At 70.2% G+C, this 25370-nt stretch carries 21 protein-coding genes; 7 read left to right on the top strand and 14 right to left on the bottom strand.

The window, feature by feature from the left end; translation table 11 throughout:
* Nucleotides 1-127: 127 nt before the first annotated feature.
* The gene (locus ACWDUM_RS10705) at nt 128-1087 is read left to right on the top strand and encodes a hypothetical protein (RefSeq protein WP_450133945.1); all 960 of its coding nucleotides are present in this window, start codon (nt 128-130) and stop codon (nt 1085-1087) included.
* Here ACWDUM_RS10705 and ACWDUM_RS10700 read toward each other — a convergent pair.
* From ACWDUM_RS10700 to ACWDUM_RS10655, 10 genes are all read right to left on the bottom strand, one after another.
* Nucleotides 1062-3182, bottom strand: a complete 2121-nt coding sequence (locus ACWDUM_RS10700; RefSeq protein WP_450133944.1) for a molybdopterin-containing oxidoreductase family protein — start codon at nt 3180-3182, stop codon at nt 1062-1064. The genes ACWDUM_RS10705 and ACWDUM_RS10700 overlap by 26 nt on opposite strands.
* Complete coding sequence (locus tag ACWDUM_RS10695; RefSeq protein ID WP_450133943.1) at nt 3179-4813, bottom strand: FAD-dependent oxidoreductase; 1635 nt, start codon at nt 4811-4813, stop codon at nt 3179-3181. The genes ACWDUM_RS10700 and ACWDUM_RS10695 overlap by 4 nt, the downstream gene beginning before the upstream one ends.
* Nucleotides 4813-7050: a molybdopterin-dependent oxidoreductase gene (locus ACWDUM_RS10690; protein ID WP_450133942.1), complete on the bottom strand. Its 2238-nt coding sequence runs from the start codon at nt 7048-7050 to the stop codon at nt 4813-4815. The genes ACWDUM_RS10695 and ACWDUM_RS10690 overlap by 1 nt, the downstream gene beginning before the upstream one ends.
* Nucleotides 7050-9182, bottom strand: coding sequence for a molybdopterin-containing oxidoreductase family protein (locus ACWDUM_RS10685; RefSeq protein WP_450133941.1), 2133 nt, complete (start codon nt 9180-9182; stop codon nt 7050-7052). The genes ACWDUM_RS10690 and ACWDUM_RS10685 overlap by 1 nt, the downstream gene beginning before the upstream one ends.
* Before the next feature lie 4 nt (nt 9183-9186).
* The gene (locus ACWDUM_RS10680; RefSeq protein ID WP_450133940.1) at nt 9187-10593 is read right to left on the bottom strand and encodes an MFS transporter; all 1407 of its coding nucleotides are present in this window, start codon (nt 10591-10593) and stop codon (nt 9187-9189) included.
* Between the two features lie 129 nt (nt 10594-10722).
* Nucleotides 10723-12264 (bottom strand): class I adenylate-forming enzyme family protein, encoded by a 1542-nt coding sequence (locus ACWDUM_RS10675; RefSeq protein ID WP_450133939.1) that lies wholly within the window; start codon nt 12262-12264, stop codon nt 10723-10725.
* Between the two features lie 276 nt (nt 12265-12540).
* The gene (locus ACWDUM_RS10670) at nt 12541-13791 is read right to left on the bottom strand and encodes a CaiB/BaiF CoA transferase family protein (protein ID WP_450133938.1); all 1251 of its coding nucleotides are present in this window, start codon (nt 13789-13791) and stop codon (nt 12541-12543) included.
* Nucleotides 13788-14450, bottom strand: coding sequence for a PaaI family thioesterase (locus ACWDUM_RS10665; protein ID WP_450133937.1), 663 nt, complete (start codon nt 14448-14450; stop codon nt 13788-13790). Before ACWDUM_RS10665 ends, ACWDUM_RS10670 begins: the two co-directional genes overlap by 4 nt.
* 11 nt (nt 14451-14461) lie before the next feature.
* A complete protein-coding gene (locus ACWDUM_RS10660) occupies nt 14462-15241 on the bottom strand; it encodes an enoyl-CoA hydratase/isomerase family protein (protein WP_450133936.1) in 780 nt (259 codons plus the stop codon).
* 6 nt (nt 15242-15247) lie between these two features.
* Nucleotides 15248-16432, bottom strand: coding sequence for an aromatic ring-hydroxylating oxygenase subunit alpha (locus ACWDUM_RS10655; protein WP_450133935.1), 1185 nt, complete (start codon nt 16430-16432; stop codon nt 15248-15250).
* An 86-nt stretch (nt 16433-16518) separates the two neighbouring features.
* Between ACWDUM_RS10655 and ACWDUM_RS10650 the strand changes: the two genes are divergently transcribed.
* Nucleotides 16519-17115: a TetR/AcrR family transcriptional regulator gene (locus ACWDUM_RS10650; protein ID WP_450133934.1), complete on the top strand. Its 597-nt coding sequence runs from the start codon at nt 16519-16521 to the stop codon at nt 17113-17115.
* Between the two features lie 56 nt (nt 17116-17171).
* On the opposite strand, the gene ACWDUM_RS10645 is transcribed toward ACWDUM_RS10650, so the two are convergent.
* From ACWDUM_RS10645 to ACWDUM_RS10635, 3 genes are all read right to left on the bottom strand, one after another.
* On the bottom strand, nt 17172-17840 hold the full coding sequence (locus ACWDUM_RS10645) for a histidine phosphatase family protein (RefSeq protein ID WP_450133933.1): 669 nt from the start codon (nt 17838-17840) through the stop codon (nt 17172-17174).
* 1 nt (nt 17841) lies between these two features.
* Nucleotides 17842-18762, bottom strand: coding sequence for a prephenate dehydratase (pheA, locus tag ACWDUM_RS10640; protein WP_450133932.1), 921 nt, complete (start codon nt 18760-18762; stop codon nt 17842-17844).
* A gap of 145 nt (nt 18763-18907) precedes the next feature.
* Nucleotides 18908-19639: a hypothetical protein gene (locus ACWDUM_RS10635; protein ID WP_450133931.1), complete on the bottom strand. Its 732-nt coding sequence runs from the start codon at nt 19637-19639 to the stop codon at nt 18908-18910.
* A gap of 134 nt (nt 19640-19773) precedes the next feature.
* Between ACWDUM_RS10635 and ACWDUM_RS10630 the strand changes: the two genes are divergently transcribed.
* The 5 genes from ACWDUM_RS10630 (at nt 19774) to ACWDUM_RS10610 (ending at nt 24375) form a co-directional block, all read left to right on the top strand.
* A complete protein-coding gene (locus tag ACWDUM_RS10630; RefSeq protein ID WP_450133930.1) occupies nt 19774-20541 on the top strand; it encodes a DUF2470 domain-containing protein in 768 nt (255 codons plus the stop codon).
* 81 nt (nt 20542-20622) lie between these two features.
* Nucleotides 20623-21435, top strand: coding sequence for a CPBP family intramembrane glutamic endopeptidase (locus ACWDUM_RS10625; protein ID WP_450133929.1), 813 nt, complete (start codon nt 20623-20625; stop codon nt 21433-21435).
* Between the two features lie 359 nt (nt 21436-21794).
* The gene (locus ACWDUM_RS10620) at nt 21795-22994 is read left to right on the top strand and encodes an LCP family glycopolymer transferase (RefSeq protein ID WP_450134197.1); all 1200 of its coding nucleotides are present in this window, start codon (nt 21795-21797) and stop codon (nt 22992-22994) included.
* Nucleotides 22995-23119: 125 nt separating this feature from the next.
* Entirely contained in the window at nt 23120-23665 is a 546-nt protein-coding gene (locus ACWDUM_RS10615) for a ferritin (protein WP_450133928.1), read from the top strand.
* Between the two features lie 158 nt (nt 23666-23823).
* Entirely contained in the window at nt 23824-24375 is a 552-nt protein-coding gene (locus ACWDUM_RS10610; protein WP_450112532.1) for a ferritin, read from the top strand.
* Between the two features lie 235 nt (nt 24376-24610).
* On the opposite strand, the gene ACWDUM_RS10605 is transcribed toward ACWDUM_RS10610, so the two are convergent.
* Entirely contained in the window at nt 24611-25324 is a 714-nt protein-coding gene (locus ACWDUM_RS10605) for a FadR/GntR family transcriptional regulator (protein ID WP_450133927.1), read from the bottom strand.
* Nucleotides 25325-25370 lie beyond the last annotated feature (46 nt).

The raw sequence follows: 25370 nt of genomic DNA, 5'->3' as shown, positions 1-25370 counted from the left end.
ACAGGGGTACGTGGTACCTGTCGGGTGTCCCACGTCACACCAGTAAAACTAATGTCATTTGGTTCTTTGCACAAGGGCGACTTCGCGGCATCCGGCCGGCGGGCCGAGAGTTTGTACGCTGCATCTCATGTCGAACGAATTCCTGACGGCGGTCGGTGCGGAGCTGACCATGCCGGAGCGCAGCACGGTCGCCGCACACCCTGCGGGCTGGCTCGTACGGGCACCTGGCGGGGTGGACGTGTTCGACACGATGTTCGAGCAGGTGCTCTTCAGTGCGAGGTTCGAGGGGTGCGGCACGTCGACGGTCTCGGACTCCCTCGACTACGCCGCGGTCACACTTCAGGATCGGGCGCAGCTGCGTGGACGCGACGGAACGGTGGTCTGGGAGCACCTGCACGGCGGCTGGCCGCAGTGGGGAACGGGCTCCGCGTACTGGGATTCGGCGACGGAGACGTTCGCGTTCACGGAACCGGGCGACGACAGCGACCACTGGCTCCTCGTCCGCAACGGGAGAACGGAGGCGTCCGTCGAGCTCACCGACCTGACCGCGGGAGGATCACAAGTCTCGCGCAGCGCGACCGGCCTGCTCGGGCTCTCGATGGGCGCCGGGCAGGACGGCTGTGCGGTCTACTGGGTCGACCCGACGAGGCTCGGCGAACGGCTCGATCCGATCGTCTACGACGACGAGATCCTCCTCGATGTCGTCGGGCAGGACTCGGTGGTGACGCTGACGCACGAGACGGACGTCCTGCGGGTTCGGTCGACCGTGGACGCGGTCTCGTTCGTGTCGGCACGCTCGGACGGGATCGGCGACGGGATCGACGAGTGCGTGCCATTTCACTGGGTCGTCGCCGTCGGGGATCGCCTCGTGGCGTGCGCCGGCGACGAGGAGGAGCGGGTGTTCCTCTCCGCCGCAGACCTCGGATCCTGGATCGAACTCGACCGCCCCACCGGAGTGGATGACGGAACCGTTCTCGTGAGTGGACGGGACGGCCTGTGCGCGGGCTACGACTGGTCCTCGGGAGCGGTGCGGCTGTGGCAGGTGTCCGAGCTATCCCATCTCACCGACGGACCACGTCCACGTTGATTCCGGTGAGCTGGGACTGGTTGCTGAGCGGGTCGTAGCCCTCCACTCCGGTCGGCGCGAGCCGGTTGACGTTGACGCCGGGGTGTCGGCGGGCCACATCCAGCCCGCGAGCGGTGCCCTGGCCCCAGCCGTGAGTCATCGCCACCACGCCCGATCTGAGCGCGTCGTCGTACACCAGCACCGCGTCGACGGACCCGTGCCGATTACGCACGGTGACGTCGTCGCCCTCGACCAGGCCCCGGCACCGCGCGTCGTCCGGGTGCATCCACAGCGGATTGCTCTGGTGGACACCCTGTTTGAACACCGGGAGGTTGTGCAACCAGCTGTTGACCATGTAGTTGGTCCGGCGCGTGATCAGCTTGAGCTGGTCGGCAGGCTCCCCGGCGAGCTCCTCGAAGATGCGTTCTGCGGTGTCGTAGGCCCGCGCGAAGAGGGAGGGACAGCAATCGATCAACCCGTCGTCGTGCTGGACCGCGATGTCGAAGACGTCGGACGGAACGGCCTCCGGCAGCACTGCGGTCTGGCACGGCATCGCCTGCAGGGTCTCGATACTCAGTCCCGACTCCGCCAGCGCCGCATCGACGGCGGCGAACGGGTTCGGCTCCGGATCGTCGAGCAGGGTCGGAACCCCCATCTCCTGCTGGATACGTGACAGGATCCACCAGTCGTCCCTGCGCTCGCCCTTGGCCGGCACGACCGCCGGCGTGTACTGCACGTAGGGCTCCATCGCGACGCCCATCGTGTTCAGGAAGTTCACGTCCTCCCGTTCGAGCCAGTCCGTCGCCGGCAGAACGTAATCCGCCATCTCACCCGTGACGGTGCGGTACAGGTCGACGGTGACGATCAGCTCGAGCTGCTCGAGAGCTCGACGCAGTCGTCCGTCGCCGCCCACCGACAGCAGCGGATTACCCGATACGACGATCAGTGCGCGGATCGGATCGTCCGGGCTCTCGATGAACTCCGGGAGCAACGCCGCGGGGAGATCGCCGCCGACCGTGCGCATCTCCCCGAACGGACCCTCGAAGAACGGGTCCTCCCGTTTGCGCTTCGAGTGTTGCACCGTGTCCGCGACGCCGCGGGAGTAGATGTTGCCGCCGCGCCTGCCGAGGTTGCCGGAGAACAGGCTCACCATCGTCAGCATCCAGTACGCCAGCGCGCCCTGGCGGCCCTGGTTGACGCCGGTCGCCATGTAGATGCTCGCGCTCGGCGCCGCGCAGAAGTCGGCCGCGACCCGCCGGATCGCCTCGGCCGGGACACCGACGACCGACGCAACACGCTCGGCGGGATACCGCCGGACGAAGTCGAGCAGGCCGTCGACATTCCGGCCGTGACGTTCCACCTCGGCCCGGTCGTACCCGATCCGGAAGACGATCTCGTGCAGCAACGCGGCGAGGAAGTAGAAGTCGGTGTCCGGCTTGATCTGCAGGACGTCACCGGTCTCCGGTGACGACGACTCGATCCTGCGGGGATTCACGAAGAGCACCGTGCCGCCCCGCTGCTTGACGGCCCGGATCTTCGCCATGGGGTCAGAGATGTGGATCAGCGTCATGTGCGAGACCTGCGGATTGCTGCCGAGGCACAGGAAGTGGTCGGTGTGCAGCAGGTCGGGGATCGGGTGCGCCATCGACGCTCCGTAGATCGCCTCGCTGGCGGCGTACTTGGCGGAGGTGTCCTGGGTGCCCGCGCTGAAGCGCATGCGGGTGTCGAAGCCACGCGCGATCGTCGCGGCGTTCGCGTAGTAGGCGCCGTTGAAGGCCGACGGGTTGCCCTGATAGACCGCGAGCGCGTTCCGTCCGTGCCGCCGCCGGATGTCCTGCAGCCGTTCAGCGATGTCCCGGGCGGCGTCGTCCCAGCCGACCGGTTCGAAGACGCCGCGTTCCTCGCTGCGCGGGTTCGTCCGTCGGAGCGGCCGGTCGAGCCGATCCGGATCGCGGTGGACCTGCAGGTAGTGCACGCCCTTGTGGCAGGAGAATCCGCGGTGCACCGGGTGATCCCGGTCGGGTTGCAGCCGGGTGACCTCACCGCCGTCGACCTCCGCGAGCAGGCCGCACCCCGGCTCGCAGATTCGGCAGAAGGTGTGGACGGTGCGTGTCATCGAGGACCTCGGGCGGCAGTCGCGACGGACACCGCGGTGTCTGCGTCCACGATCTTGATGCGGGGACGGCCCGCCTCCCGGCCGCGCTCTCGCTCGTGGCGGTCTATCGCACGCCAGTCCGCACCACTGAGCGCATCGGGGCGGCGGGTGCGGACGAGCGTCGTCAGTTCGCCTGCCGTGGACTTCGGTGTCGCGAGCTGCCCGTCGCGGTGATCGGCGAGCAGCGACTCGACCGTCTCCGCAGCGCAGTAGCGGTTGGTGCCGATCACCCCGGTCGCGCCGCGCTTGATCCAGCCGGCCACGTACTGACCCGCGACGGGGATTCCGGTCTCCGGTTCCACCACGCGGCCCGCGACATTGGCGACCGTGCCGGTGGCATCGTCGAACGGGAGACCCGGGATCGGCAGCCCCCGGTAGCCGACCGCCCGCAACACCAGCCCGCACTCGATCCTGTCGTCTGCCCCCGACTCGGTGTCCGCCACCAGCAGTGCCTCGACGCGGTTCACGCCGAACGCCTCCTTCGGTGTGCTCCCGAACCGCAGCACGATCCGCCGGTTGCCCGGCGTCGGCGTGCGCCGGGAGTAGTCCGCGAGGATCTGCAGCTTCGTCGGTGCATCCGGGCCCGCGTCCACCGGCCCGTCGACGAGCACGTCGATCCCCGGCAGCGATCCGAGCGCGAGCAGCTCGGGGGTGGTGCAGGCCGCGTGCTCGGGTCCGCGGCGGCCCAGCACCACCACCTCCTCGATCCGGCTTTCCGCCAGCGCGGACAGGGCGTGATCGGCGATGTCGGTGCGGCGCAACGTCTCCACGTCGGACACGAGGATGCGAGCCACGTCCAGTGCGACGTTGCCGTTGCCGACCACGACGGCGCGCGAACCAGTCAGGTCGAAGGAGCGAGCGGCGTGGTCGGGGTGACCGTTGTACCAGGCCACGAACTCCCTGGCGGCGTGGCTGCCCGGCAGCTCCTCGCCGGGGACTCCGAGGCGCCGATCGCCTGATGCACCGGACGCGTGGATCACCGCGTGGTGGTGGGCCAGCACCTCCTCGACTGTCACGTCGCGCCCGACCTCGATACCGAGGTGGAACGCGAAGCCGGTGCGGCGTGCCGTGCGGTCGAACACGCGGTCCACCGTCTTGGTGTGCCAGTGATCCGGTGCCACACCGAAACGCACCAGTCCCCCTGCGACAGGGAGCCGTTCGAACATGGTGACCTCGGCGGCGATGTCGCGGCGGGCGAGGAGTTCCTCGGCGGCGTAGAACGCTGACGGCCCGGATCCCACGATCGCCACCCGCAGCGGCGGCGGGTCGACCACACCCGCGGTCGCGATGGCGAGTGGCAGCGGCTGGACGTGCGCACCCGGGGTAGCGGTGCGCGGATTCCGTTGGAAGTACTCGGCATTGATGTCGCGATAGCGGTCGATGTCCGGTACGACTGCGTCACCGGGGACGATCGCGTCCACCGGGCAGACGTCGGAGCAGGCGCCGCAGTCGATGCAGGTGCCCGGATCGATGTACAGCATCTCGGTGCGCGTGTACTCGCGCTCGGCGGGGGTCGGGTGGATGCAGTCGACCGGGCACACCGCGACACAGGTCGCATCGTTGCAGCAGTTCTGGGTGACCACGTACGCCATCAGGAGTGCTCCTCGCTCGTGCGCGTCACCGTGACCGGGACGCCGTTGAAGATCGGGGACGCGGTCAGCGCCTCCAGTGCCGTGTCGTCGTCCACCAGCGCGTTGTAATTGCTGCCGGGAGCCGAGGCCGACCGGGGTGTGCGCAGTCCCGGACCGTCGTGGCCCCACCCGTGCGGCATGCTCGCCACCCCGGGCCGCAGCGCATCGTCGATCCTCAGTTCCGCGGCCACGGTGGTGACGCGGGACGTCACCGCGACCCGGTCGCCGTCGACGAGGCCTCGTTCGGCGGCGTCGTGCGGGCTCATCAGCAGTGCGCACTGGCCGCCGTCGGGCTGGGGCAGCGCGTTGTGCAGCCACGAGTTCATGCCCCGGCGCTGGCGCCGGTTGATCAGCACCAGTTCCGGGGCGGGCCGGGTCATGCTCGCGCGCAGGCGTGGCAGATCACGGGCGATCATCTCGGGCACGAGGTCGATCCGCCCGTCCGGGGTGCGCAGCACCTCCGGCAGGCGAGGGGTCAGCGGTCCGTAGTCGATGCCGTCGAGGTTGTCCTCGAGCGCCGCGAGGGTCAGTCCGCCGGGGTCGAGGCCGAACCGGTCACCGTAGGGTCCGCTGCGCAGTCGCAGGTCGAGCAGCCGTTGCGGTCCGCTGCGACCGGCGGTCGCCTCGCCGACCCGCTCCGGTTCGCAGCCGGCGAGTTTCGCGGCCCGCCGCGCAGCGACCGCCGCGACCTCGTCGTCCATCTCGTCGACGGGACGGTGCGGGGTGCCCTTCGCGATCGCGGCCAGCCGCAGCAGGATCTGCCATTCCGCCATCTCTCCGTCCGCGAGGTCCAGCAGCGGCGGGGTGTAGCGGGCCACGTTCCGGACCTGGAAGTGCGACAACGTCACGTCGTGGTGGCCACGGGTCGTCACCGGCGGCGGGGGCAGGATGACGTCCGCGTGGCGGGTGGTCTCGTTGAGGTAGCAGTCCACCGACACCATGAACTCGAGCGCGTCGAGCGCCTCCTCGATCGCACCGCTGTTCGGGAGGGACCGCGCGGGGTTGCCGGCGAGGGTGATCAGTGCGCGGGTGCGGCCGGGTCCGGGGGTGAGGATCTCCTCCGCGAAGCACACGGCGGGCAGCTCCCCCATCGCCTCCGGCAGCCCCCGAACCCGGGACCGCCAGCGATCGAACATCAGCTTCGGCGGCTTCGTGACCGGCCAGGTGTTCTGACCGCCGGCCGGGGGCAGCGAGAACATCGCACCGCCGGGGCGGTCCAGATTCCCGGTGACGATCGTGAGCACCTCGACGAGCCAGTTCGCGAGCGTGCCGAATTCCTGCATGCAGGTGCCGATCCGCGAATGCGCCACCGCCGCAGTCGCTCCCGCGAACCCGCGGGCGACTGTCCGAATCAGCGCGACGTCGACCCCACAAGCCTCGGCGACCGAATCCGGGGTGTACTCGCGTGCCAGCGCGAGCGCCTCGTCCAGACCGTCGACGACGTCCGGCACGCGGCCCGGTCGGGCCAGGCCCTCCGCCGCGATCACCGAGAGCACCCCGAGCAGGAACAGCGCGTCGGTGCCGGGCCGGATCGGTACGTGCAGGTCCGCGACCTCGGCGGTGCGGGTGCGCACCGGGTCCACCACGACGAGGGTGCCGCCCCGCTCGCGCAACGCCTGCAAGCGGTGGTGCATGCCGGGCGCGGTGACGGTGCTGCCGTTGGACACCATCGGGTTCGAGCCGAGGATGAGCAGATAGTCGGTGCGGTCGATGTCGGGCAGGCTCATGCCCAGCCCCGTGCCGTACAGGAGCATGTGCGCGAGGTTCTTCGGCCACGTGTCGACGCTGGCCGGCGAGTAGACGTTCCGGGTGCCGAGCGCACCGATCAGCTCGCCGAGATAGAACGTCGAATCCAGGTGGTGGGCGGCCGGATTGCCGTGGTAAAGCGCGCAGCTACCCGGATCCTCGGTGACGAACTCCGGTAGCCGGCGCGCGATCTCGCCGAAGGCCTCGTCCCAGGTGGCCTCCCGGAACCCGCCGCCGGTGGTGCGCAGCAGCGGTGTCCGGATCCGGTCGGGGTCGCCCTCGATGCGGCCGAGCCCGAGACCCTTCGCGCAGCTGTGTCCCGCGCTCATCAGGTCCGCGGGGTTCGGGGCGACCCGGGTGATGGCACGGCCCTCGAGTTCGACCAGCAGCCCGCAGGTCGACTCGCACAGCGGGCAGATGCGATGCCCGGTGCGTGCTTCGGTGGTGGTCATCACGAATCGTCCTCTTCGCTCGTCGTGGGCTCGACCGCGACGGGGACGGCGGTCATCGTCGGCATCGCGTTGATCGCCTGCACACCGTCCCGGGTTCCGGTGAGCACGTTGACGTTCACCCCGAGGTCCTCCCGCCGGTCGACACTGCCGAAGCAGTGGGTCATCGTCACGGTGCCCCGGGACAGGGAACGATCCGCCCGTGCGGTCGCGCGCAGCCGTCCCGACGCCGAGCGCACGGTCACCCGCTGACCATCGGCGACACCGAGGGCGGCGAGGTCGTCGGGGTGCATGCTCGCCGGGTTGGTTCCGCCCGGTACGAGCCCGGGCACGCGGGTTCCGGTGGAATTCACGGTCTCGCGGATCCGGCGGACCGTGAGTAGCAGCGGAAACCTTTCGGTGACAGCCATGTCCGTCAGCGCTGCGCGCAGTTCGGCGCGCACGTCGTCGGGCATCAGGTGCAGGCGGTGGCCGGCTCCCTCCGCGGTCGCGGGGCCCACGACGGCGCCGCTGTCGCCGGCGAGGTGACCGTGCGGGGCGGCGACCAGGTCGGCGAACGGGACGCGTCCCCGTTCGGCCATCATCGCCAGCATCTGCTCGGAGGTCGGCGGCGCGGCGGGATCGAGGATGCGCCCGGCGAACTTGAGCGGCTGCCCCGAGGCGGCCGCGAGGTCGAGGAAGAACCGCCAGTCGTCGACGACATCGGGAGGCGGCGTCACGACGGCGGGCGTGAACTGCGCGAACGGGCGCGGGAAGAACGGCTCCATGATCGCGGTGTGGTCGGCACGTTCGTACATGGTGGTCGGCGCGATCACGTAGTGCGCGAGCCGGGCTGTGTCCGACATGCGGGGATCGATGCACACCAGCAGGTCGAGGGAGCGCAACGCGCGCAACGCCTTCCCCCGGTCCGGCAGGGCCGCGGCCGGATTGCCTCCGGAGACGATCAGCGCCCGCACCCGGTCGGGTCCGGGCGCGAGGATCTCGTCGGCGAGGAGGCCGGACGGGAGCTCGCCGCGCATCGCGCGCACCCCACCGATGCGGCTGGGATAGCCGCGTTCGTACGCCCGGGACGGCGGGGCGACCTCCGCGCGGGCGGGCACGTGCCGGGTCAGGACGGCGCGGTCGTCGGCTCGCTCCCCCTCGCGCAGGTACCGTCCGCACACCACGTTCAGGGCGGCGACGAGGTGCTCCGCGAGGTTCGAGTGCGGGCCCATGCACAGCCCCGTCCCGCTGGTCGCCATCCCCCGACTGCCGGCTGCGAACATCCGCGCCGCGGTACGGACCCGGTCGGCGGGGACGCCGCAGATCCGCTGCACGACAGCGGGAGTCACATCGGACACGGCGTCGGCGAGAGCCCCCGAATCGGCGGTGTACCGGCGACAGAAGTCGGCGTCGTGAAGACGCTCGGCAATGATGACGTGGAGCAGGCCCGCGAACAGCACCGCGTCCGTCCCCGGGCGCGGGGCAAGGTGCACGTCGGCCAGCGCCGCGGTCTCGGTGCGGCGCGGGTCGACGACGATCAGCCGCAGCCCACGCTCGCGGGCCGCGCGCAAGGTGACGGACGGGTTCTGCACGACCGCTCCGTCCCCGTCGCCCCCGTTGCCGGAGACGACCGGGTTGGTGCCCGCCAGGAGCCACACGTCAGCGTCCTCGAATCGCTGCCTTCCCCCGAGATAGGTTCCCATTCGTTCGGCGACAACCCATTTCGCGGACTGGTCGATGGTCATGGTGGAGAACAGCTTGTGTGATCCGGTGCCCTTGAACCACGCCCGGGCCATCGGCGGTGTGAGAGCGGCGAAGTTCTGTTGGGTGCCCATGAACAGCGCGACCGCATCCGGCCCGTGGCGGTCCACGATGGCGCGCAGACGATCCGCGATCTCGGCGACGGCCCGCGCCACCGGCACCGGTTCGTGTGATCCGGCGGAGGTGCGCCGCATCGAGGTGGTCAACCGGTCCGGCCCGTGGACGAGATCGCCGCCACGGCGCCCCTTCGGGCAGGTGTACCCGCCGGAGATCGGGTGCCGGGCGTCCCCGAGCACCCGTGCGATCCGCCCGTCCTCGATGTCGAGCAGCACCCCGCACGAGGAGGCGCACAGCCGGCAGAACGACGTGTGCCGGGACGTGGCGGATCGCATGACCTCAGTCCACGTCCGCGGTGATCGGCGCCAGCACCGCGGATCCGGTTGCGGCGCGTCCGCGCAGCCGGTCCCGCACGAACAGCACCCCGAGCGTGACGACCGCGAGCGCTGTGGGCACCACCATGAGCAGGAAGATCGTGCGGGCATCCATCCCGGCCGCGATCAACGCCGCGCCGACGGTGGGCCCGACGATCGATCCGATGCGGCCGATGCCCATGGCCCAGCCGATACCGGTCGAACGGGCGGCGACCGGGTAGATCGACGCCGCGATCGCGATGATTCCGGCGGAGCTGCCCGAGATGCCGAATCCGACGACGCAGATTGTGATCAGCAGCAGCGTCGGATTCGAGAGGGACATCGCGACCGCCCCGATGAACAGGGCCCCGAGCGTGTAGCCCCCCATCACGACCGCGTACGCGGCGCGGGATCCACCGGACTGTCCCCACGCGGCAGCGACCCGGTCGGTGATGTGGCCCACGGACAGGGCACCGGCCATACCGCCGAGGTTGAACAACGCGGCCGCCAGGATCGCGGTGGACGCGCTCTGCCCGGCCTGGCTGAACAGCGACGGCATCCACCCGAACAGGAAGTAGATCACCAGGAAGTTGATGACGAACACCACCCACAGCAGGACGGTGTCGAGGGCGCGTCCGTTCGCGAAGAGCTCGCGGACCGGGGACTTCGTCACGACGACCGTGTCCTGGGTGAAGTGGACCGCGCCGGACAGATCGGCTCCCGGAGCGATCGCCGACAGGATCTTCGCGGCGCCGGCGTGATCGCCACGGGCCGCGAGGAACTTGCCGGACTCCGGAAGACCGGCCCAGGCCAGCGCCGCGACGACGAGCGGGAGGACGCCGCCGGCTAAGAAGATCGACTCCCAGCCGTACGCCGGAATCAGTTGGGCGGCAGCAAGTCCGCCGAGGAATCCGCCCAGGGACATGCCGGCAACGACGATGGTGACCAGAGTGGAGCGGTTACGCGCGGGACTGTACTCGCTGGTCAGCGCGATCAGGTTCGGCGTGACGCCGCCGAGCCCGATGCCGGCGAGGACACGGAGCACGATGAGCACACCCATCGACGGCGCGAATGCCGACGCGAGCGTGAACACCGAGAACAGGACGGTGCACAGCAGAATGACCCGACGTCGGCCCCACCGGTCGGCGACGGGACCGAACACCAGGCTGCCCACCACCATCGCGCCGCTGCTGAGGGCCAGCAGCAGCCCGAACGAGGCCTTGGACAGCCCCCAGTCCTCGGACAGTGCGGGGATCGCGAATCCGATCAGCTGGGCGTCCATGCCGTCGAGGATGGCGAGCGCCAGACACAGTGCGATGGCGCGTTTCTGGAGCACCGAGACCGGGGCGGTGTCGATGAGTTGGGAGATGTTGACTTCACGAGCTCGGGCCACGACGTGCATTCCTCTCGGAGACGGGGAACTGCAGGAGATGAAGCCGGGTGTGTCACCAGCTCCCTCGCCGATGCACCGGGCGGTGGGGTTCCGGGAGCATCCGCGAGTGGTACGGAGTCAGGTGTTCATTCAGGCCGGCGCGGAGGAGCCCTCAACGGCCACGGCGTGCGCGGGCACCTCTGGGAAGCGCTGTCGCAGAGACGGCTTGGCGAGCTTGCCGGAGAAGGTCCGCGGCAGCGGTTCGCCGAGCGCCACCGCATGCTTGGGGCGCTTGAACTTCGCGAGGTTCTCGCCGGCGACGGTGGCGATGTCGGCAACGATGTCCGCGGCGGGACGGTCGCTGTGGAAGATCACCATCGGCACCTCCCCCCACCGCTCGTCCTTGACACCGATGACGGCGAGGTCGACCAGGCCCTCGATGCCGTGCAGCGCCTTTTCGATCTCGGCGGGGTACACGTTCAGGCCGCCGGAGATCAGCATGTCCTTGCTGCGATCGACGATCTTGAGGAACCCGCCCTCGTCCTGCATCCCCAGGTCGCCGGTGCGGAGCCACCCCTCGACCAGGGTCGCCGCGGTGGCCTCGGGCTTGTTCCAGTACTCCCGGAGCACGTGCTCGCCGCGGACCAGGATCTCGCCGACCTCGCCGGCCGGGGTGTCGTCGCCCGGGTCACCGATCCGGACGTGGGTGCCGACCAGCGGCAGACCGGCGAAGCCGGGACGCGAGACGGCGTCCTCGTACGCCAGCGTCGACACCATGCCGGACGCCTCGGTCAGGCCGTAGCACTGGGTGAGCGGGATGCCGTGCGAGCGGTAGAAGTCGAGCAGGTCGAGGCTGACCGGCGCGCCGCCCGTGCCCGCGAAGGTGAACTTCGCGAGCTTGCGAGTGCCGAAGTCGGGCAGCATCGTCATCCGCTCCCAGATCACCGGGACGGTGGTGGTGGCGGTGATCTGCTCGCGCTCGAAGGTGTCGAGCGCGATCTCCGGGTCGTACTCGCGCAGCAACACCATCGTCGCGCCGGGCACGACGACGAGCTGCATGAAGATCGACAGGACCGAGCCGGTGTACACCAGCGGGGCGGAGCAGAGCACCCGGTCCCGCGAGGAGAAGCCGAACGTGAGGGATTGGGAGATTCCGGGGGTCATCGCGTTGCGGTGGGTGATCAGGGCACCCTTCTGCACGCCGGTGGTCCCGGAGGTGTAGCAGATGAAGCCGGGATCGTCGGCGTCGATGGCGACCACGGGCGCGGTCCCGGGATCGATCAGTCGCTCGTACGGCGGGTGCGCACTGCCGCCGATGGAGTAGGTCTCGAACTCCACCTGTTCGGCGGCGACCTCGAGGAGCGGCGCGAAGTCGTCCTCGACGATCACGACACGGGGTGCGGAGTCGACCACCATCGGGGCCAGTTCCTTGGCGGTGAGCCGGAAGTTGAGGGGGACGCTGATCGCGCCGAGCTTGAGGGTCGCGAGGATGACGTGGGCGAGCTCGGGGCGGTTGAGCATCATCACCGCGACGCGGTCGCCCTTGCGGACACCGCGCGCCGCCAGACCACGGGCGAGTGCGTCGGTGATCGCGTCGACCTCGGCCCAGGTCTGCGCCGTGTCCCCGAACACGATCGCCTGCTGCTGCGACCGGGTCTTGCCCCAGAACCGGGTCAGGTCCGCGAGATTCATCTGTGCTCCTCGTTTCACGTGCCGGCTCGCCGGCGTGTTTCGCGTGCCGGCTCGCCGGCGTGTGTCGTGCGCCGACTCGCCGGAGCGTCGTCAGCCGGCCACGTCGACAGGGTGTGATCACCCTCACTTCGTGCCCGCAAACCTAACAGCTGTAGGCAGAGTGCGCAATGCCCGATTCGAGACTTTCGGCCCACCTCACCACTCCCGGTTTCGGACACGAAAACGACACCCACACAGTTGTTTTCGTGTGGGTGTCGCATCTCGGGAGTGCGCCCGTCAGCCGGCGCGCGGCGCCTCGTGTCGGGGAGTTGTCGGGTCGGTCGCCGCGGCGATCCGCGCGTCGTCGTACCCCGCCACCGATCGCAGCACGTCGGCGGTGTCGGCGCCGACGCGCGGGGGCAGCGCGGGTGCGAACTTCTCACCGGCCACCCGCACCGGACTGACCACGAACTCGAGCTCACCCACCTCCGGATGGTCCACCCGGTAGGTGTTCTCGCGCGCCCGGAAGTGCGGGTCGGCGAGCATGTCGGCCACCGTGTTGACCGGGCCGCCCGCAATTCCGTGCTCGAGGAACAACTCCACCCACTCGGCGCGGGTGCCCTGCGCGAAGATCTCCGTCAGCGCCCGCCACACCAGGTCCGCGCGGGCGGGAGCACCGTCGTCGGTGCTGGTGAGGTCGACTCCGATCAGATCCTCCCGACCGACCGCGACGAGGAAGTTGTGCCAGAACTTCTCCACGTGCGACCCGAACAGGATCGCCTCGCCGTCGCTGGTGCGGTAGGCCTCGAGCCGCGGCCAGTCGGGCAGCCGCCCGTCCGGCAACCAGGTCGGACGCGGAATCGACCGGCCCTTGTTCAGCTCCGCATCGACCAGGTCCGGCATCCACGCGGCCGCGACGTCGATGCCCGCCACCTCGACGTGACTCCCCTCGCCGGTGGCCCCGGCCCTGTGCAGCGCGGCGAGCAGTCCCATCGCCCCGTACGCGCCGAGGGCGTACATCGCGATCGGCGGGGTGGTGGAGCCCGCCATGCCCTCGGTCGGCGGTTCGGCGGGGGTGCTCACCTCACGGAGCCCGGCGTAGGCGTCGAACACCGGTCCGCCGGTACCGAGCCCGCGGTACGGGCCGTCGGTGCCCATGCCGGAGACGGTGCACAGCACGATCTTCGGATTCACCTGTCGCAGTTGCTCGTAGCCGATGCCGAGCCAGTCCAGGTAGCCGCCCCGCATGCCCTCGATGACGGCATCGCAGGAGCGGGCGAGGTCGAGGAAGGCCTGCTTTCCTTCGGGACTGCGCAGGTCGAGGGCGACCGACTTCTTGCCGCGGTTCCACCGCAGGTGCATGAACGCCGGTCCGTCCGCATCGCCGATCGCCCGGCTGCCGCCGACGCGAACCGGGTCGCCGAGCGGCCCCGACTCGACCTTGATCACCTCGGCGCCGAGGTCCGCGAGGTGCCCGCCCAGCGAGGCCGGGGCCAGCTGGGCGACCTCGAGGACCCGCACGCCGTCCAGCAGCGAGAGCCCGCTCATCGTTCGCTTCCTTCCAGGTCTTTCGAGATGTTGTGAGTCTGTTCGGGCTTGAGTTCCACCCACAGCCCGTCGACGTCGGCGACGAGGACGTCGCCGTGGTGCAGCGTCCCGCGCAGGAAGCGCTTGCGCCCCTCCTGACCGACGAGTTCCGCCGTCACGGTCAGTTCGGTGTGCAGCGGTGCGGGCGCGCGGAAGTTCACGTTGAGGTAGGCGGTGCGCCCCCATGGACGACCGGCGCTGTTCGCCAGCCGGGCGAGGAGCTCGTCGAAGATCAGTGGCGTCACCCCGCCGTTCATCGCGTACCGGCCGGAGTGGAACCGCCCGACCGTCACGCGACCCGTCGCGGCGGTGTCGGTGACAGCGTCGATGTGCAGGGCGGGCGCGAGAGCATGACCCTTCCCCGGTATCTCCCAACGCTTTCCGGCGATCTGAGTATCCTCGTCGACCTCGAACGCCTGCATTCGCCGCGCGACCGCCCGCAGCGCGGTTGCGGCCTCCCTGGCCGCCTCCGGGGTCGGGCGACTCCGGGTCACCGCCTCCTGCACCTCGCGCAGGGCCTCCACCAGATCGGCGTACTCGTCGTCGGGATCGACCGTGGGGCGAAACGGATCCGGCCAGCCCGGGTTCCAGATGTCCAGGGTCGGTGCGACGTCGGTCATGCCGTCCTCCTTCACGTTCGGCTGCCCGGCCGGGAGAAGAACCCGGAGAACAGGTCGGCGATCGGGCGGGGACGCAGGGTGGTGCGTGCGACGGTGTTCTCCCGGTCGTAGCGGGCCCGCAGGTCCCGGCCAGACCCGTCGAGCAGCAGGGCCTTGATCTCGCGCAGCCCCTCCGGCGGTTGCCCGGCGAGCTGGACGGCGGCATCGAGCGCAACACCTGCCACGTCCCCGTCCCGGGCGTAGCGGCTGAGCAGCCCGATCCGGTACGCCTCGTCGCCGTCGACGGTGCGCGAGGTCATCAGCAGGTCCCGCGCCTGGCCGGCGCCGACCAAACCGTCCAGCAGCCACGTCAGGTTCGCGCCGCCGTAGCGCGCGGCGGTCACGGTGAACCGGGTCGCCGGACCCCCGACCCGCAGGTCGGAGCAGGCCGCCAGGATGGTGCCCGCGCCGTGCGCGGCGCCGCCGACGGCGGCCACGATCGGCTTCGGGAACGTGAGGTACCGCCACAGCAGCTCCTCCCGTTCGAGCATCCCCTCGGTGGCCTCCTCCGGCGACATCGCCGCGAGTTCCGCGAGGTCGTAGCCCGCCGAGAAGGCGTCCGGGCCGGCGCCAGCGACGATCACCGCGCGCACCTCGTCGTCGCGCGCGGCCGCGGCGAGTACGCCGTCCAGCTCGCGTTGCTGCGACAGCGAGATCGCGTTGCGCACCTGCGGGCGGTTCAGCGTCAGCCGGAGCACCCCCGGTGCGGGGTGGTCGCGGAGCAGGACTCCGGACGGGTCGTCCACGTTCATCGGGCGTTACCGCGCCGCCGCGAGCCCGGCCGCACGCTCGCGTTCGAGTGCGGCGACGTCGCCCGCCACCATGTTGTGGAACAGCTGTCCGGGCAGCTCGTTTCGTCCGTAGATCAGTTCCTCGACCTGACCGTGGGCGGCGTTGTCGGTGATGGTCTTGGTGACGAACCAGTCCTCGGCGTGCAGGGTCTCCATCAGCAACTCCCAGTTCTTCTCCAGGATCCGCTCCTCGCGCGGGGTCTCCGGCTTCTTCGGGGAGAGCAGCCGGATGGTGCAGTAGCTGACGTTCGGGTCGTCCTTGTCGGGGACGATGGTCCAGATCTCGAAGTGGTTCGGCTCGGTGACGAGCATCGTGCCCGGGTAGATCGTGTAGTTCGCGAGCGAGTAGTCGCGGACGTCGAAGCTGTCCGGATCGGCGTCGCGGACCTCGGTGATCGCCTTGCGCGCCACCACGAGTCGCCAGGATCGGTCCACCACGTCCAGCGCGGTGATGTTGCCCTCGAGGTAGTTGCACACGGTCTTGGTGTGCAACTGGCACAGGTGGTAGGAGTCCTGCACGCCGTCGACGGCGATCTTCCAGTTCATGTCCAGCTTCCAGGTCTCCTTGCGCACCTGGAAGGAGCCGGCCATGCCGGTGTCGGTGACCTCGGCGTCGTGCTTGGCGCCGAGCACCGCGGCGATGTCGAGGTCGGCGCCGACGGTGGGCACCACCCAGACCAGCCCGTGCCGGACCTCGCAGGGAAACTCCACCAGGCCGTACTCCCCACGATCCATGCCGTCGAAGCCCTCGGCGTGCGGAAGCCCGCGCAGCGCACCGTCTTTGCCGTAGGACCAGTTGTGGTACGGGCAGGCGAAGACCCGCTTGCAGCCCGACTCGCCGAACTCGACCTTGGCCCCGCGGTGCCGGCACACGTTGGAGAAGGCCTTGACGCTGCCGTCGTTCTGCTTGACCACGAGCAGCGGGGTGCCGATCAGTTCCGTGGTCAGGAAGTCGCCGGACTTCTGCAGTTCGTCGACGTGCGCGACGATGTGCGGGAACCGGCGTACGACGTCCCGCTCCTTCGCCGCCAGCTCGGGGTCGTTGAACACCGAGAAGGGCACGCGGAGCAGGTCGTCCGCGTAGTCGGTGGTGTCGTTGTCCACGTGGGCGATGAGCCGCTGCGTGAGCCTGATCTTCTCGTCGCGCTCCATGGATCGAGGGTGACACACGAGACAATCAATGTCTAGCGTCTTATCTAATCACTTTCGGTTGAGGGTGGAGTTGGTACGGTTCTCGCGTGGCAGCACGCACCGACACAGACACCCGGACCGACGTCCGCTCGGCGATCCTGGCGGCGGCCGAAGCGTGTTTCGAGCGGTTCGGGATCGCGAAGACCACGATGGAGGACGTCGCGAAGGCGGCATCGATGTCACGGGCGACGGTGTACCGCTACTTCGCGGACCGGGAGTCCCTCATCGCCGAATCGGTGGTCCGGCGCGCCCGGGCGAACATGGACCGGGCCCGCGCGCGCATCACCCGCTGGCCGACCGTCGAGGAACGCATCGTCGAGGGCATCTGCCAGGACATCCGCATGGGCCACCTGGACCCGATGGTGAACCGGCTGGTCTCCCCCGAGTCGATGGCCCTCTCGATGCAGTTGCTGGGCGAGTCCGGTCGCGCGGTCGAGCTGACCCACGAACTGTGGGAACCGGTCCTCGCCGACGAGCAGGCCGCGGGGAACATCCGCGCGGACCTGGACCTGCGACTGCTCTCCGAATGGATCTCCGAACTCGAGATCATGTACATCAGCCAGTACGGCACCGACGACAACGCCCTCGACCGGGTCAGGGAGAAACTGCGCGCCTTCGTCGTTCCGGCACTGCTCCCCCGGTGAACCACCCTCCCGACATGTGACGCCCGGGAAGCTCAGGGCGTCGCCATGCGGAGCGGTCAGCCCATCGGGTCGTCGACGACGTCGACGGCGGGCGCCCGGAAGGGCGGCAGAAGCGCACCCCACCGCATGACCGACCAGCCCCCGCCCGGGGTGGGAGCCAGTTCGATGGTCTGCGTGTTGTCCAGGTGGGTGTCCGCGGAGAACGTGCCGTCGACCCCGGACAGATACCCGGCGACCAGGCGGATCGCGGCGCCGTGACTGACCACCAGGACGTCGCCGTCCTCGTCCCCGGTCTCGAGGTACTGCGAGCGCAGCGAGTCGACCACGGGCAGGTACCGCTCGAGGACGTCCTCGCCCGACTCGCCGCCCGGCATTCTCGCCCCGAGTTCGCCTGCGTGCCAGGAGTGGAACACCGACGCGTAGGTCTCGTGCGAGGTGCGATCCGAACGGTCCTCCAGGTCGCCGGCCTGCGCCTCGTGGAGACCCTCGCGAACCTGCACCACGATCCCGGATGCCCGCTCGATGAATCCGGCGGTCTGCCTGGCACGCAACGCCTCCGACGCGACCACCGCCTTCGGGAGCGGACCGGTGAGCGACGACCCGAACGCGTGCGCCTGCCCCTCTCCCATCTCGGTGAGCCGGGCTCCGGGCAACCGGGTGTCCAGCCGCCGGGCGACGTTCGCCTCGGTCTGTCCGTGCCGGACCAGAATCAGCTTGCCCGCCACGTCAGTTCGTTCCTTCCGTCTCGCCGCCACGGATCCGCGCGAGCCACTCGCCGGCCTCCCCGTCGGACGGGGGGCGACGCCCGCCGGGCGTCGCCGTCGGCCACGAACCGAGGAACCGTACGGTGTGCTTGCGGTGCAACGACTTGAGCGCCTCGGCGACCGCGGTGTCGTCGACGTGGCCACTGCAATCCAGGTAGAACAGGTAGGTCCCGAACTCGACCCGGGTGGGACGCGACTCGATCCGCGTCAGGTCGATTCCGCGGGTGGAGAACTCGGCCATCGCGCCGACCAGCGACCCCGGCTCGTGGTTGAGCTGCAGCACCACCGACGTCCGGTCGGATCCGGTCGCGGCGGGCACCGGGCACGGACGCGTGATGAGCACGAATCGCGTTCGGGCTCCGGAGAAGTCGGCCACCCCGTCGGCGAGGACGTCCAGACCGAGCCGCTGACCCGCGAGTGCGGTGGAAACGCCGGCATCGGCGCGTCCGGCGGCCACGTCCTCGGCGGCACCGGCGTTGGACGACGCCGACTCCACCACCGCGTCCGGCAGGTTCGCCTCGATCCACATCCGCACCTGCGCCTCCGCCACCGGATACGCCCGAATCGTGCGGACGTCGGCGAGTGTCGTGCCCGCGCGACCCACGATCGTGAAGGCCACGTCCAGTTCGGTTTCGGCGATGATCTGCAGTCGCTCCCCGGCAGCCAGGGCGTCCAGGGTCGGCCGTACCGGACCCTCGACGGAACTCTCGATCGGCACCACCGCCGCGTCGGCGGAACCGTCCTGGACCGCGGCGAGCGCGGCCGGCGGGCTGCCGACGGAGACCCGCTCCACGGGCCCGTCGAAGGCACCCGACGACTCGAACTGGTCGAGCGCCATCTCGGTGAAGGTTCCGGAGGGTCCGAAGTACGCGATGCGAGGCACGCGTCCAGGTTACGCATCCAGACCGGCGCCCCGACCGCGCCCGCTCAACCGCCCCCGGACCGTCCGGACAATTCCGACTGAACGGAACATCCAGTCGATCTGATCGACTGAACGCTTCCGTTCACTCGGTCCGGAGGGGACGAGTTCAGCGGTTACCGAGGTCGGCGGTGATGCCGTGGGCCCGCAGGTGCGCCTCGACCGCGGCGGCGTCGGGCACGGCGATCGCCAGCAGCACCTCCCGGACCGCCTCCGCGGCCGGGGTGCTGAGCGCAGCGAGCGGGGCGGGGTCCGCGGCCAGGTAGGCGGCAGGGATGTCGTCGCCGCGCAGTGCCGCGACGGTGGCGGCGAGGATCGCGATCACCTCGCTGCCGTCGGCGGCGTACGCGACGAAGCCGGCGTCGGAGTGGGCGAGAACGGCGAGGAAGTCGGCGACGTCCTCCGCCGCGGATCCGGCGGGCAGCACCGGGTGGGCACCGGCGGCCGCGATCCGTTCGGCGGACTCGGCGGCCCAACCCCGTCCGGCGGCACCGGGCTCGACACGCACCGCGACCGGGGCGGGCAGCCGCACCGGGTCACCCTTGGCCAGGGCGAGCGCGTCGTCGAGGTGCTCGAGCGGGCAGTCGACCTCGATCCGGGCCAGGTCGGGGGCGGACGCGGGCAGTGCGTCGGGGGCGATGTCGAGTCGCAGCCACAGCGGACCGTCACCCGCCTCCACACCATCCAAGCCGCTGGCGGTCAGCACCGGCGGGCCGAACAGTGTGCCGCGAGCCCGGCCTCGGAGAGCGGCGCCGTCGGGGCAGAGCTCGGAGAGCAGGCCCGCGAACGGGGGCTGCGATTCGCGCGGGGCGGGCGGTTGCAGGTTGAGCAGGGTGGCCACGGCTCCACGGTATCCCCGGGCCGAACTCTTGCGCGGTCCGGCATGCCTGATCTAACTTAGGCATGGCTAACCTACTGTGACCGTCGCCGCATCCGCGTGTACCGCACCCGCAGGGGATCGAAAAGGAGCACCGCATGACCGCCGCCACCACCCTCGGCCCGTCCACCGCCGAACGTGTCCGCACCGCGTGCGCCCGCGCCAAGCAGGCGGTGCTCGCCGTCGACGGCAGCGAACCGGTCACCGTCGCGGTCCACCACCTCCGCTCCGGGGGCGACGTCGTCCTCGCCGTTCCGGACGGTGTCGCGGTCACCGCGCTGACCTGGCAGGCCGGCCGCGCCGGACTGCCCGCCGTCCTCGAACTCACCGACCACGCGCCGCTCGCGCTCCGCGAACCGGTCCGCTCCCTGGTGTGGCTGCGCGGCACACTGCACGCCGTTCCCGCCGAGGCCACCCGCGCGCTCGCCGCCGCCGTCGCCGCCGACAACCCCAACCCGGACCTGCTCGACGTCGGACACACCACGACGTTGCTGCGACTGGTGCTCGACTCGGCCGTCGTCGCCGACAGCCACGGCGCCGAACCGGTCCCGCTCGCCGACCTGCTCACCGCCACCCCCGACCCGTTCTGGTCGGTCGAGGACTGCTGGCTCGAGCACCTCGAATCCGACCACGGTGACCTCGTTCACCAACTGGCGCAACGCCTTCCGTCGAGCATGCGCAGTGGACGGGTGCGGCCGCTCGGCCTGGACCGCTACGGGATCCGGCTCCGCGTCGAATCCCCCGCCGGCGACAACGACGTGCGGCTGTCGTTCCCGGAACCCGTCGACGACCCCGCCGGACTGAACCGCGCGCTCCGCATCCTGGTCGGCTGCCCGTTCATGAACGGACTCCGCGCCCGGAAGTAGGCGCTGCGCGCTCGTGCGCGTTTTGCGGGTCCAGGGACGCCGAATCCACTCACGGGCGGCGAAGCCGCCTAATCTCAGACCGTGACCCGGCTCGACGACTGGCTCCGGCCCTCCCCGCCCCGACAGACCGAACCCCCGCTGGACGCCAAGGAGCGTCGCGCGCTCTGGTTCGAGGTCACGATCGTCCTGCTCGTCACCTTCGGCCTCAGCGGACTGTCCGGCGTCCTGTCGCTCGTCGAGACCGCGATGGCCCCCGGGCAACTGTCCGACCAGACCGTCGCGCTGAACACCTCCCGCTCGACCGTCGGCTGGATCGACCTCGGCCGGCAACTGGTCGGCATCGCCCGGCTGTGCGCCTGGGCGGCGCTCGGGCTGTACCTGCTCTGGCGCAGCGGCCTCGGACCCGAACGGATCGGCCTCGGACCGCACCCACGGTGGCGCCGCGACCTGCTGCCCGGCGTCGGGCTCGCCGCGCTGATCGGGCTACCCGGGCTTGCCCTGTACCTGGCCGCGACCGCGATCGGGGCGAACCTCACCGTGGTGCCGAGCACCGTCGACGACCACTGGTGGCGACTGCCCGCGCTGGTGCTGTGGGCGCTGGCCAACTCCGCCGCCGAAGAAGTCCTGGTCGTGGCCTACCTGATCTCCCGGCTGCGCCGGCTCGGCTGGGGCGAGAACGCCGCACTCGCCGCGTCCGCGCTGCTGCGCGGCAGCTATCACCTCTACCAGGGCATCGGCGGGGGCCTCGGCAACGTGGTGATGGGCCTGGTGTTCGGCCGATATTGGCAGCGGACCGGCAAACTCTGGCCGCTGGTCGTCGCGCACTGGCTGATCGACGCGGTCGCGTTCGTCGGCTACACGCTGCTCCGCGGCCACCTGTCCTGGCTGCCCTGACCAGTACAGTTTCCGGTGTGAACGGCGACAGTCCCCGCAATCGCGACCCCCGAGACCCCGCAGCGGGTCGCGGCGGCGACCCACGCCGGTCGCAGTCCTGGGGTCCGGGACCGACGCCGCCGCCCCGTCCCGCCGGGGGGCCGCCCCCGCCGCGGAACGGCAAGGTGCCGCCGCCGCAGTACCCGCCCCGCCGACCCTCCCCTCCCGCTCGGGACCCACGGCAGGACCGCTACCGCGACCTGCCGCAGGAGCCGACCCGGGCGATGCCGCCGCGAGACAACCGGGCTGCACCGCCGCGCGACAACCGGGCGGCACCGGCGCGCGACAACCGGGCGGCACCGCCGCCGGAGGGCACGCAGGTGATCCGCCGCGACGGCCGTCCGGCCGCGCCGGCCCGCGCGTGGTCGCAGGACCCGGACGCCCGGCCCCTCGCGCCGCGGTCGTCGCAGCAACCCCGCCCGCGGTCGGCGTCCGGCTACGCGCCGACGCAGACCCCGCAGCCGTACACCGAGGGCGCACGCCCACGGTCGGGCACACCGGTGCCGCCGCCCCCGCGCCCAGGTCGCCCGGCGACCACGCCGCCCGCGGAGCCGCCGAGGCCCCGCCGCCGGCCGCACTGGGGACGCCGGATCGGGGTGACCGCCCTGGTGCTGCTGCTGGTGATGATCGGGTCGGTGGTGTACCTGGACCGTTCGCTCAATCGGATCGACGCACTCGCCGACTATCCCGGGCGGATCGCGGACACCCCCGGCACCAACTGGCTGCTGGTCGGGTCGGACAGCCGAACCGGACTGACCCCCGAGCAGGAACAGGAGCTGGCGACGGGCGGCGAGCTGGATTCGAAGCGCACCGACACGATCATCGTCGTGCACGTCCCGAAGAGCGGCGGCGCGACGATGGTGTCCATTCCGCGCGACTCGTACGTGAACATCCCCGGCTGGGGCAAGGACAAGATCAACGCCTCCTTCGCCATCGACGGCGGCGGCCCGCAGCTTCTCGTGCAGACCGTCGAGGAGGCGACGGGCCTGAGGATGGACCACTACGCGGAGATCGGGTTCGGCGGATTCGCCGGCATCGTCGACGCGATCGGCGGCGTCCACCTGTGCGTGCCGTACGCGATCGACGACCCGCTCGCCGGGATCAACCTGCAGCCGGGCTGCCAGGACCTGACCGGGGCGCAGGCCCTCGGGTTCGTGCGCAGTCGCGCGACGCCGCTCGCCGACCTGGACCGGATGAACAACCAGCGCCTGTTCATGTCGGCGCTGCTGGACCAGGCCACCAGCATCGGAACGCTGATCAACCCGTTCCGGCTGTGGCCGCTGGTCACCAAGACCGCGGGCACGCTGCAGGTCGACAACGGCGACCACCTCTGGAACCTGGGCGGTCTGGCGTGGGCGATGCGCGGCGACCTGGTGACCACCACCGTCCCGGTCGGCGGGTTCGAGGACGTCGCCGGCTCCGGAAACGTCCTGCTGTGGGATCGGGAGAAGGCGTCCCGGTTCTTCGAGGCCCTCGCCAACGACGAGCCGGTGCCCACGGACCTCCTGACGACGAACTGATCGGACGGCAGCTGCGGCGAGTGCGCCGAATCCGTGTGCCGGGCATGCGATCCGGGGCAGTCCACGGATCCCATGACCCGGGCTCGCCGGCCGGTCCCGGCCCGTGCGACGGTACGCTCGACCGCATGTCCGAGATCAGTGAGCGCAGCGGGTTCCACGCCCTCCTGCATGCGCAGATCCGCAACGAGTTCACCGCCTCACAGCAGTACATCGCGGTCGCGGTGTACTTCGACAGCCACGACCTACCGCAGCTCGCGCAGCGCTTCTACTCACAGGCAAACGAGGAACGCAACCACGCGATGATGATGATCCAGTACCTCGTCGACAACGACTTGGACGTGACCGTCCCCGGCATCGACGACGTCGTCACCGAGTTCTCGTCGGTTCGCGAACCCGTGGAACTGGCCCTGCGGCAGGAACAGACGGTCACCGACCAGATCACCACCCTCGCACGCACCGCCCGCGACACCGGCGACTACCTCGGCGAGCAGTTCATGCAGTGGTTCCTCAAGGAACAGGTCGAGGAGGTCGCCTCGATGACGACGCTGCTGGCGATCGTGGACCGCGCCGACGGGAATCTGTTCAACATCGAGGAATTCGTCGCCCGCGAAATGAACTCGACGTCGACCCCGGACCCGGCGGCGCCGCGGCCGGCGGGCGGCGGCATCTGACGGAAAATGGGCATTTCACCGCGATTCGGGAAAGTCAGGCACCCGGAAAACCTGGTCTTACTGCGCACGAAAATAGGGTGAACTCAGTTAGGAAACACTGCCCTCAATAAGGATGCGCTTGGATGCGTAGTGCTCTGACCAGCGCTATTGTCCCTCTCATGCCCACTCCGGATGACGCGAACCAGACCAAGTTTCACGCCCTCCTCCACGATCAGATCCGCAACGAATTCAACGCCTCGCACCAGTACATCGCGATCGCGGTGTACTTCGACAACGCCGACCTCCCGCAGCTGGCGCGGCACTTCTACGCGCAGGCCGTCGAGGAACGCAACCACGCGATGATGATCGTGCAGTACTTCCTCGACCGCGACATCGAGGTCGAGCTGAGCGGCATCGATCCCGCGCGTTCGCACTTCGAGAGCCCGCGCGAGCCCATCGCCCTGGCACTGAAGCAGGAGAAGGCGGTCACCGAGCAGATCGTCCAGCTCGCCAGTACCGCCCGCGACGAGGGCGACTACCTCGGCGAGCAGTTCATGCAGTGGTTCCTCAAGGAACAGGTCGAGGAGGTCGCCTCGATGAACACGCTGCTCACCGTCGCCGACCGCGCCGGCACCAACCTGTTCGACCTCGAGGCGTTCGTTGCCCGCGAGATGAACGGTGCGGCAGGCGAATCCGTCGGCGCCCCCATCGCGGCAGGCGGAGCACTGTAGGTAGAGGCGTTCCGCCACACCAGTTTCCGCCCACCGGCGGCCTCGGGTTCATTACCGCCCTGCGGTATCGACGCCGTCGTTGCCCACTCGCATCTCGACCACAATTTCGAGTCCCCAGGGTTCGCAGTCGAATTCGGCGCTCCACTGATCGATCACTGTCGGCGGCCCGCAATGGGCAGCTCCGCTGCCCGGGCGCACCGTTGGTGACACCAGATACCAAGCGTGCACCCGGGCGCTACGTGCCCATGCCCTCGTAGTAGCCGCGGATGTGGTCGAGGATCCGGCGCTCGGCCAGCTGTGGATCGCCCGCCTCGACGGCCTCGACCAGGCCCCTGTGCTCGTGCCGCAGCCGGGTACAGGTGGTCGGCCACTCCGTCGCGTCCACGCCGCCGACGACGTAGGACTCGATCGACTCGCGCAGGCCCGTCATCATCGCCGCGATCACCTGGTTCCCCGCCGCGTCGGCCAGTGCGACGTGGAACTGGGAGTCGAGGATCAGGAACTCGGTCGCGGACAGCGTATCGGCGTCCATCGAGTCGAGCAGTTCCACTGCGGGCGTGAGATCCGGCGCCGGACGCCGCGCGGCCAGCGTCCGCATCACCTCCGACTCGAGGACGAGGCGGGTCTGCACCACATCGGACACCGGAAATCCTTGCGCGGCAACCTGCATCCGCATCAGCATCGACATACCGCCGGTGGGACGGGAGACGATCATCGCGCCCGCGTTCGGGCCGGAGCCAGTCTGCGCGCGCAGCAGACCCAACGCCTCCATCACACGCAGCGCCTCCCGAACCGACGAGCGTCCGACGCCGAGGTCCGCGGCCAGTACCCGCTCGCCGGGCAGGCGCTGACCGGGGCGCACCTCCCCGGCGACGAGCATGTGCTCGAGCCGCGCCAGCACCTGCTCCCAGGCGCGGGGGCTGGCTTCGGGTGACGGCTGTGCGGACATGAGACGTCAGCCTAGGGCGTGTCGCCCGATCCCTCTCGGATGCACC

The organism is Rhodococcus sp. NPDC003322 (genome assembly GCF_053589555.1).
The sequence above is the reverse complement of the archived record's forward strand: the minus strand, read 5'-3'. Positions and strand labels throughout refer to the sequence as shown.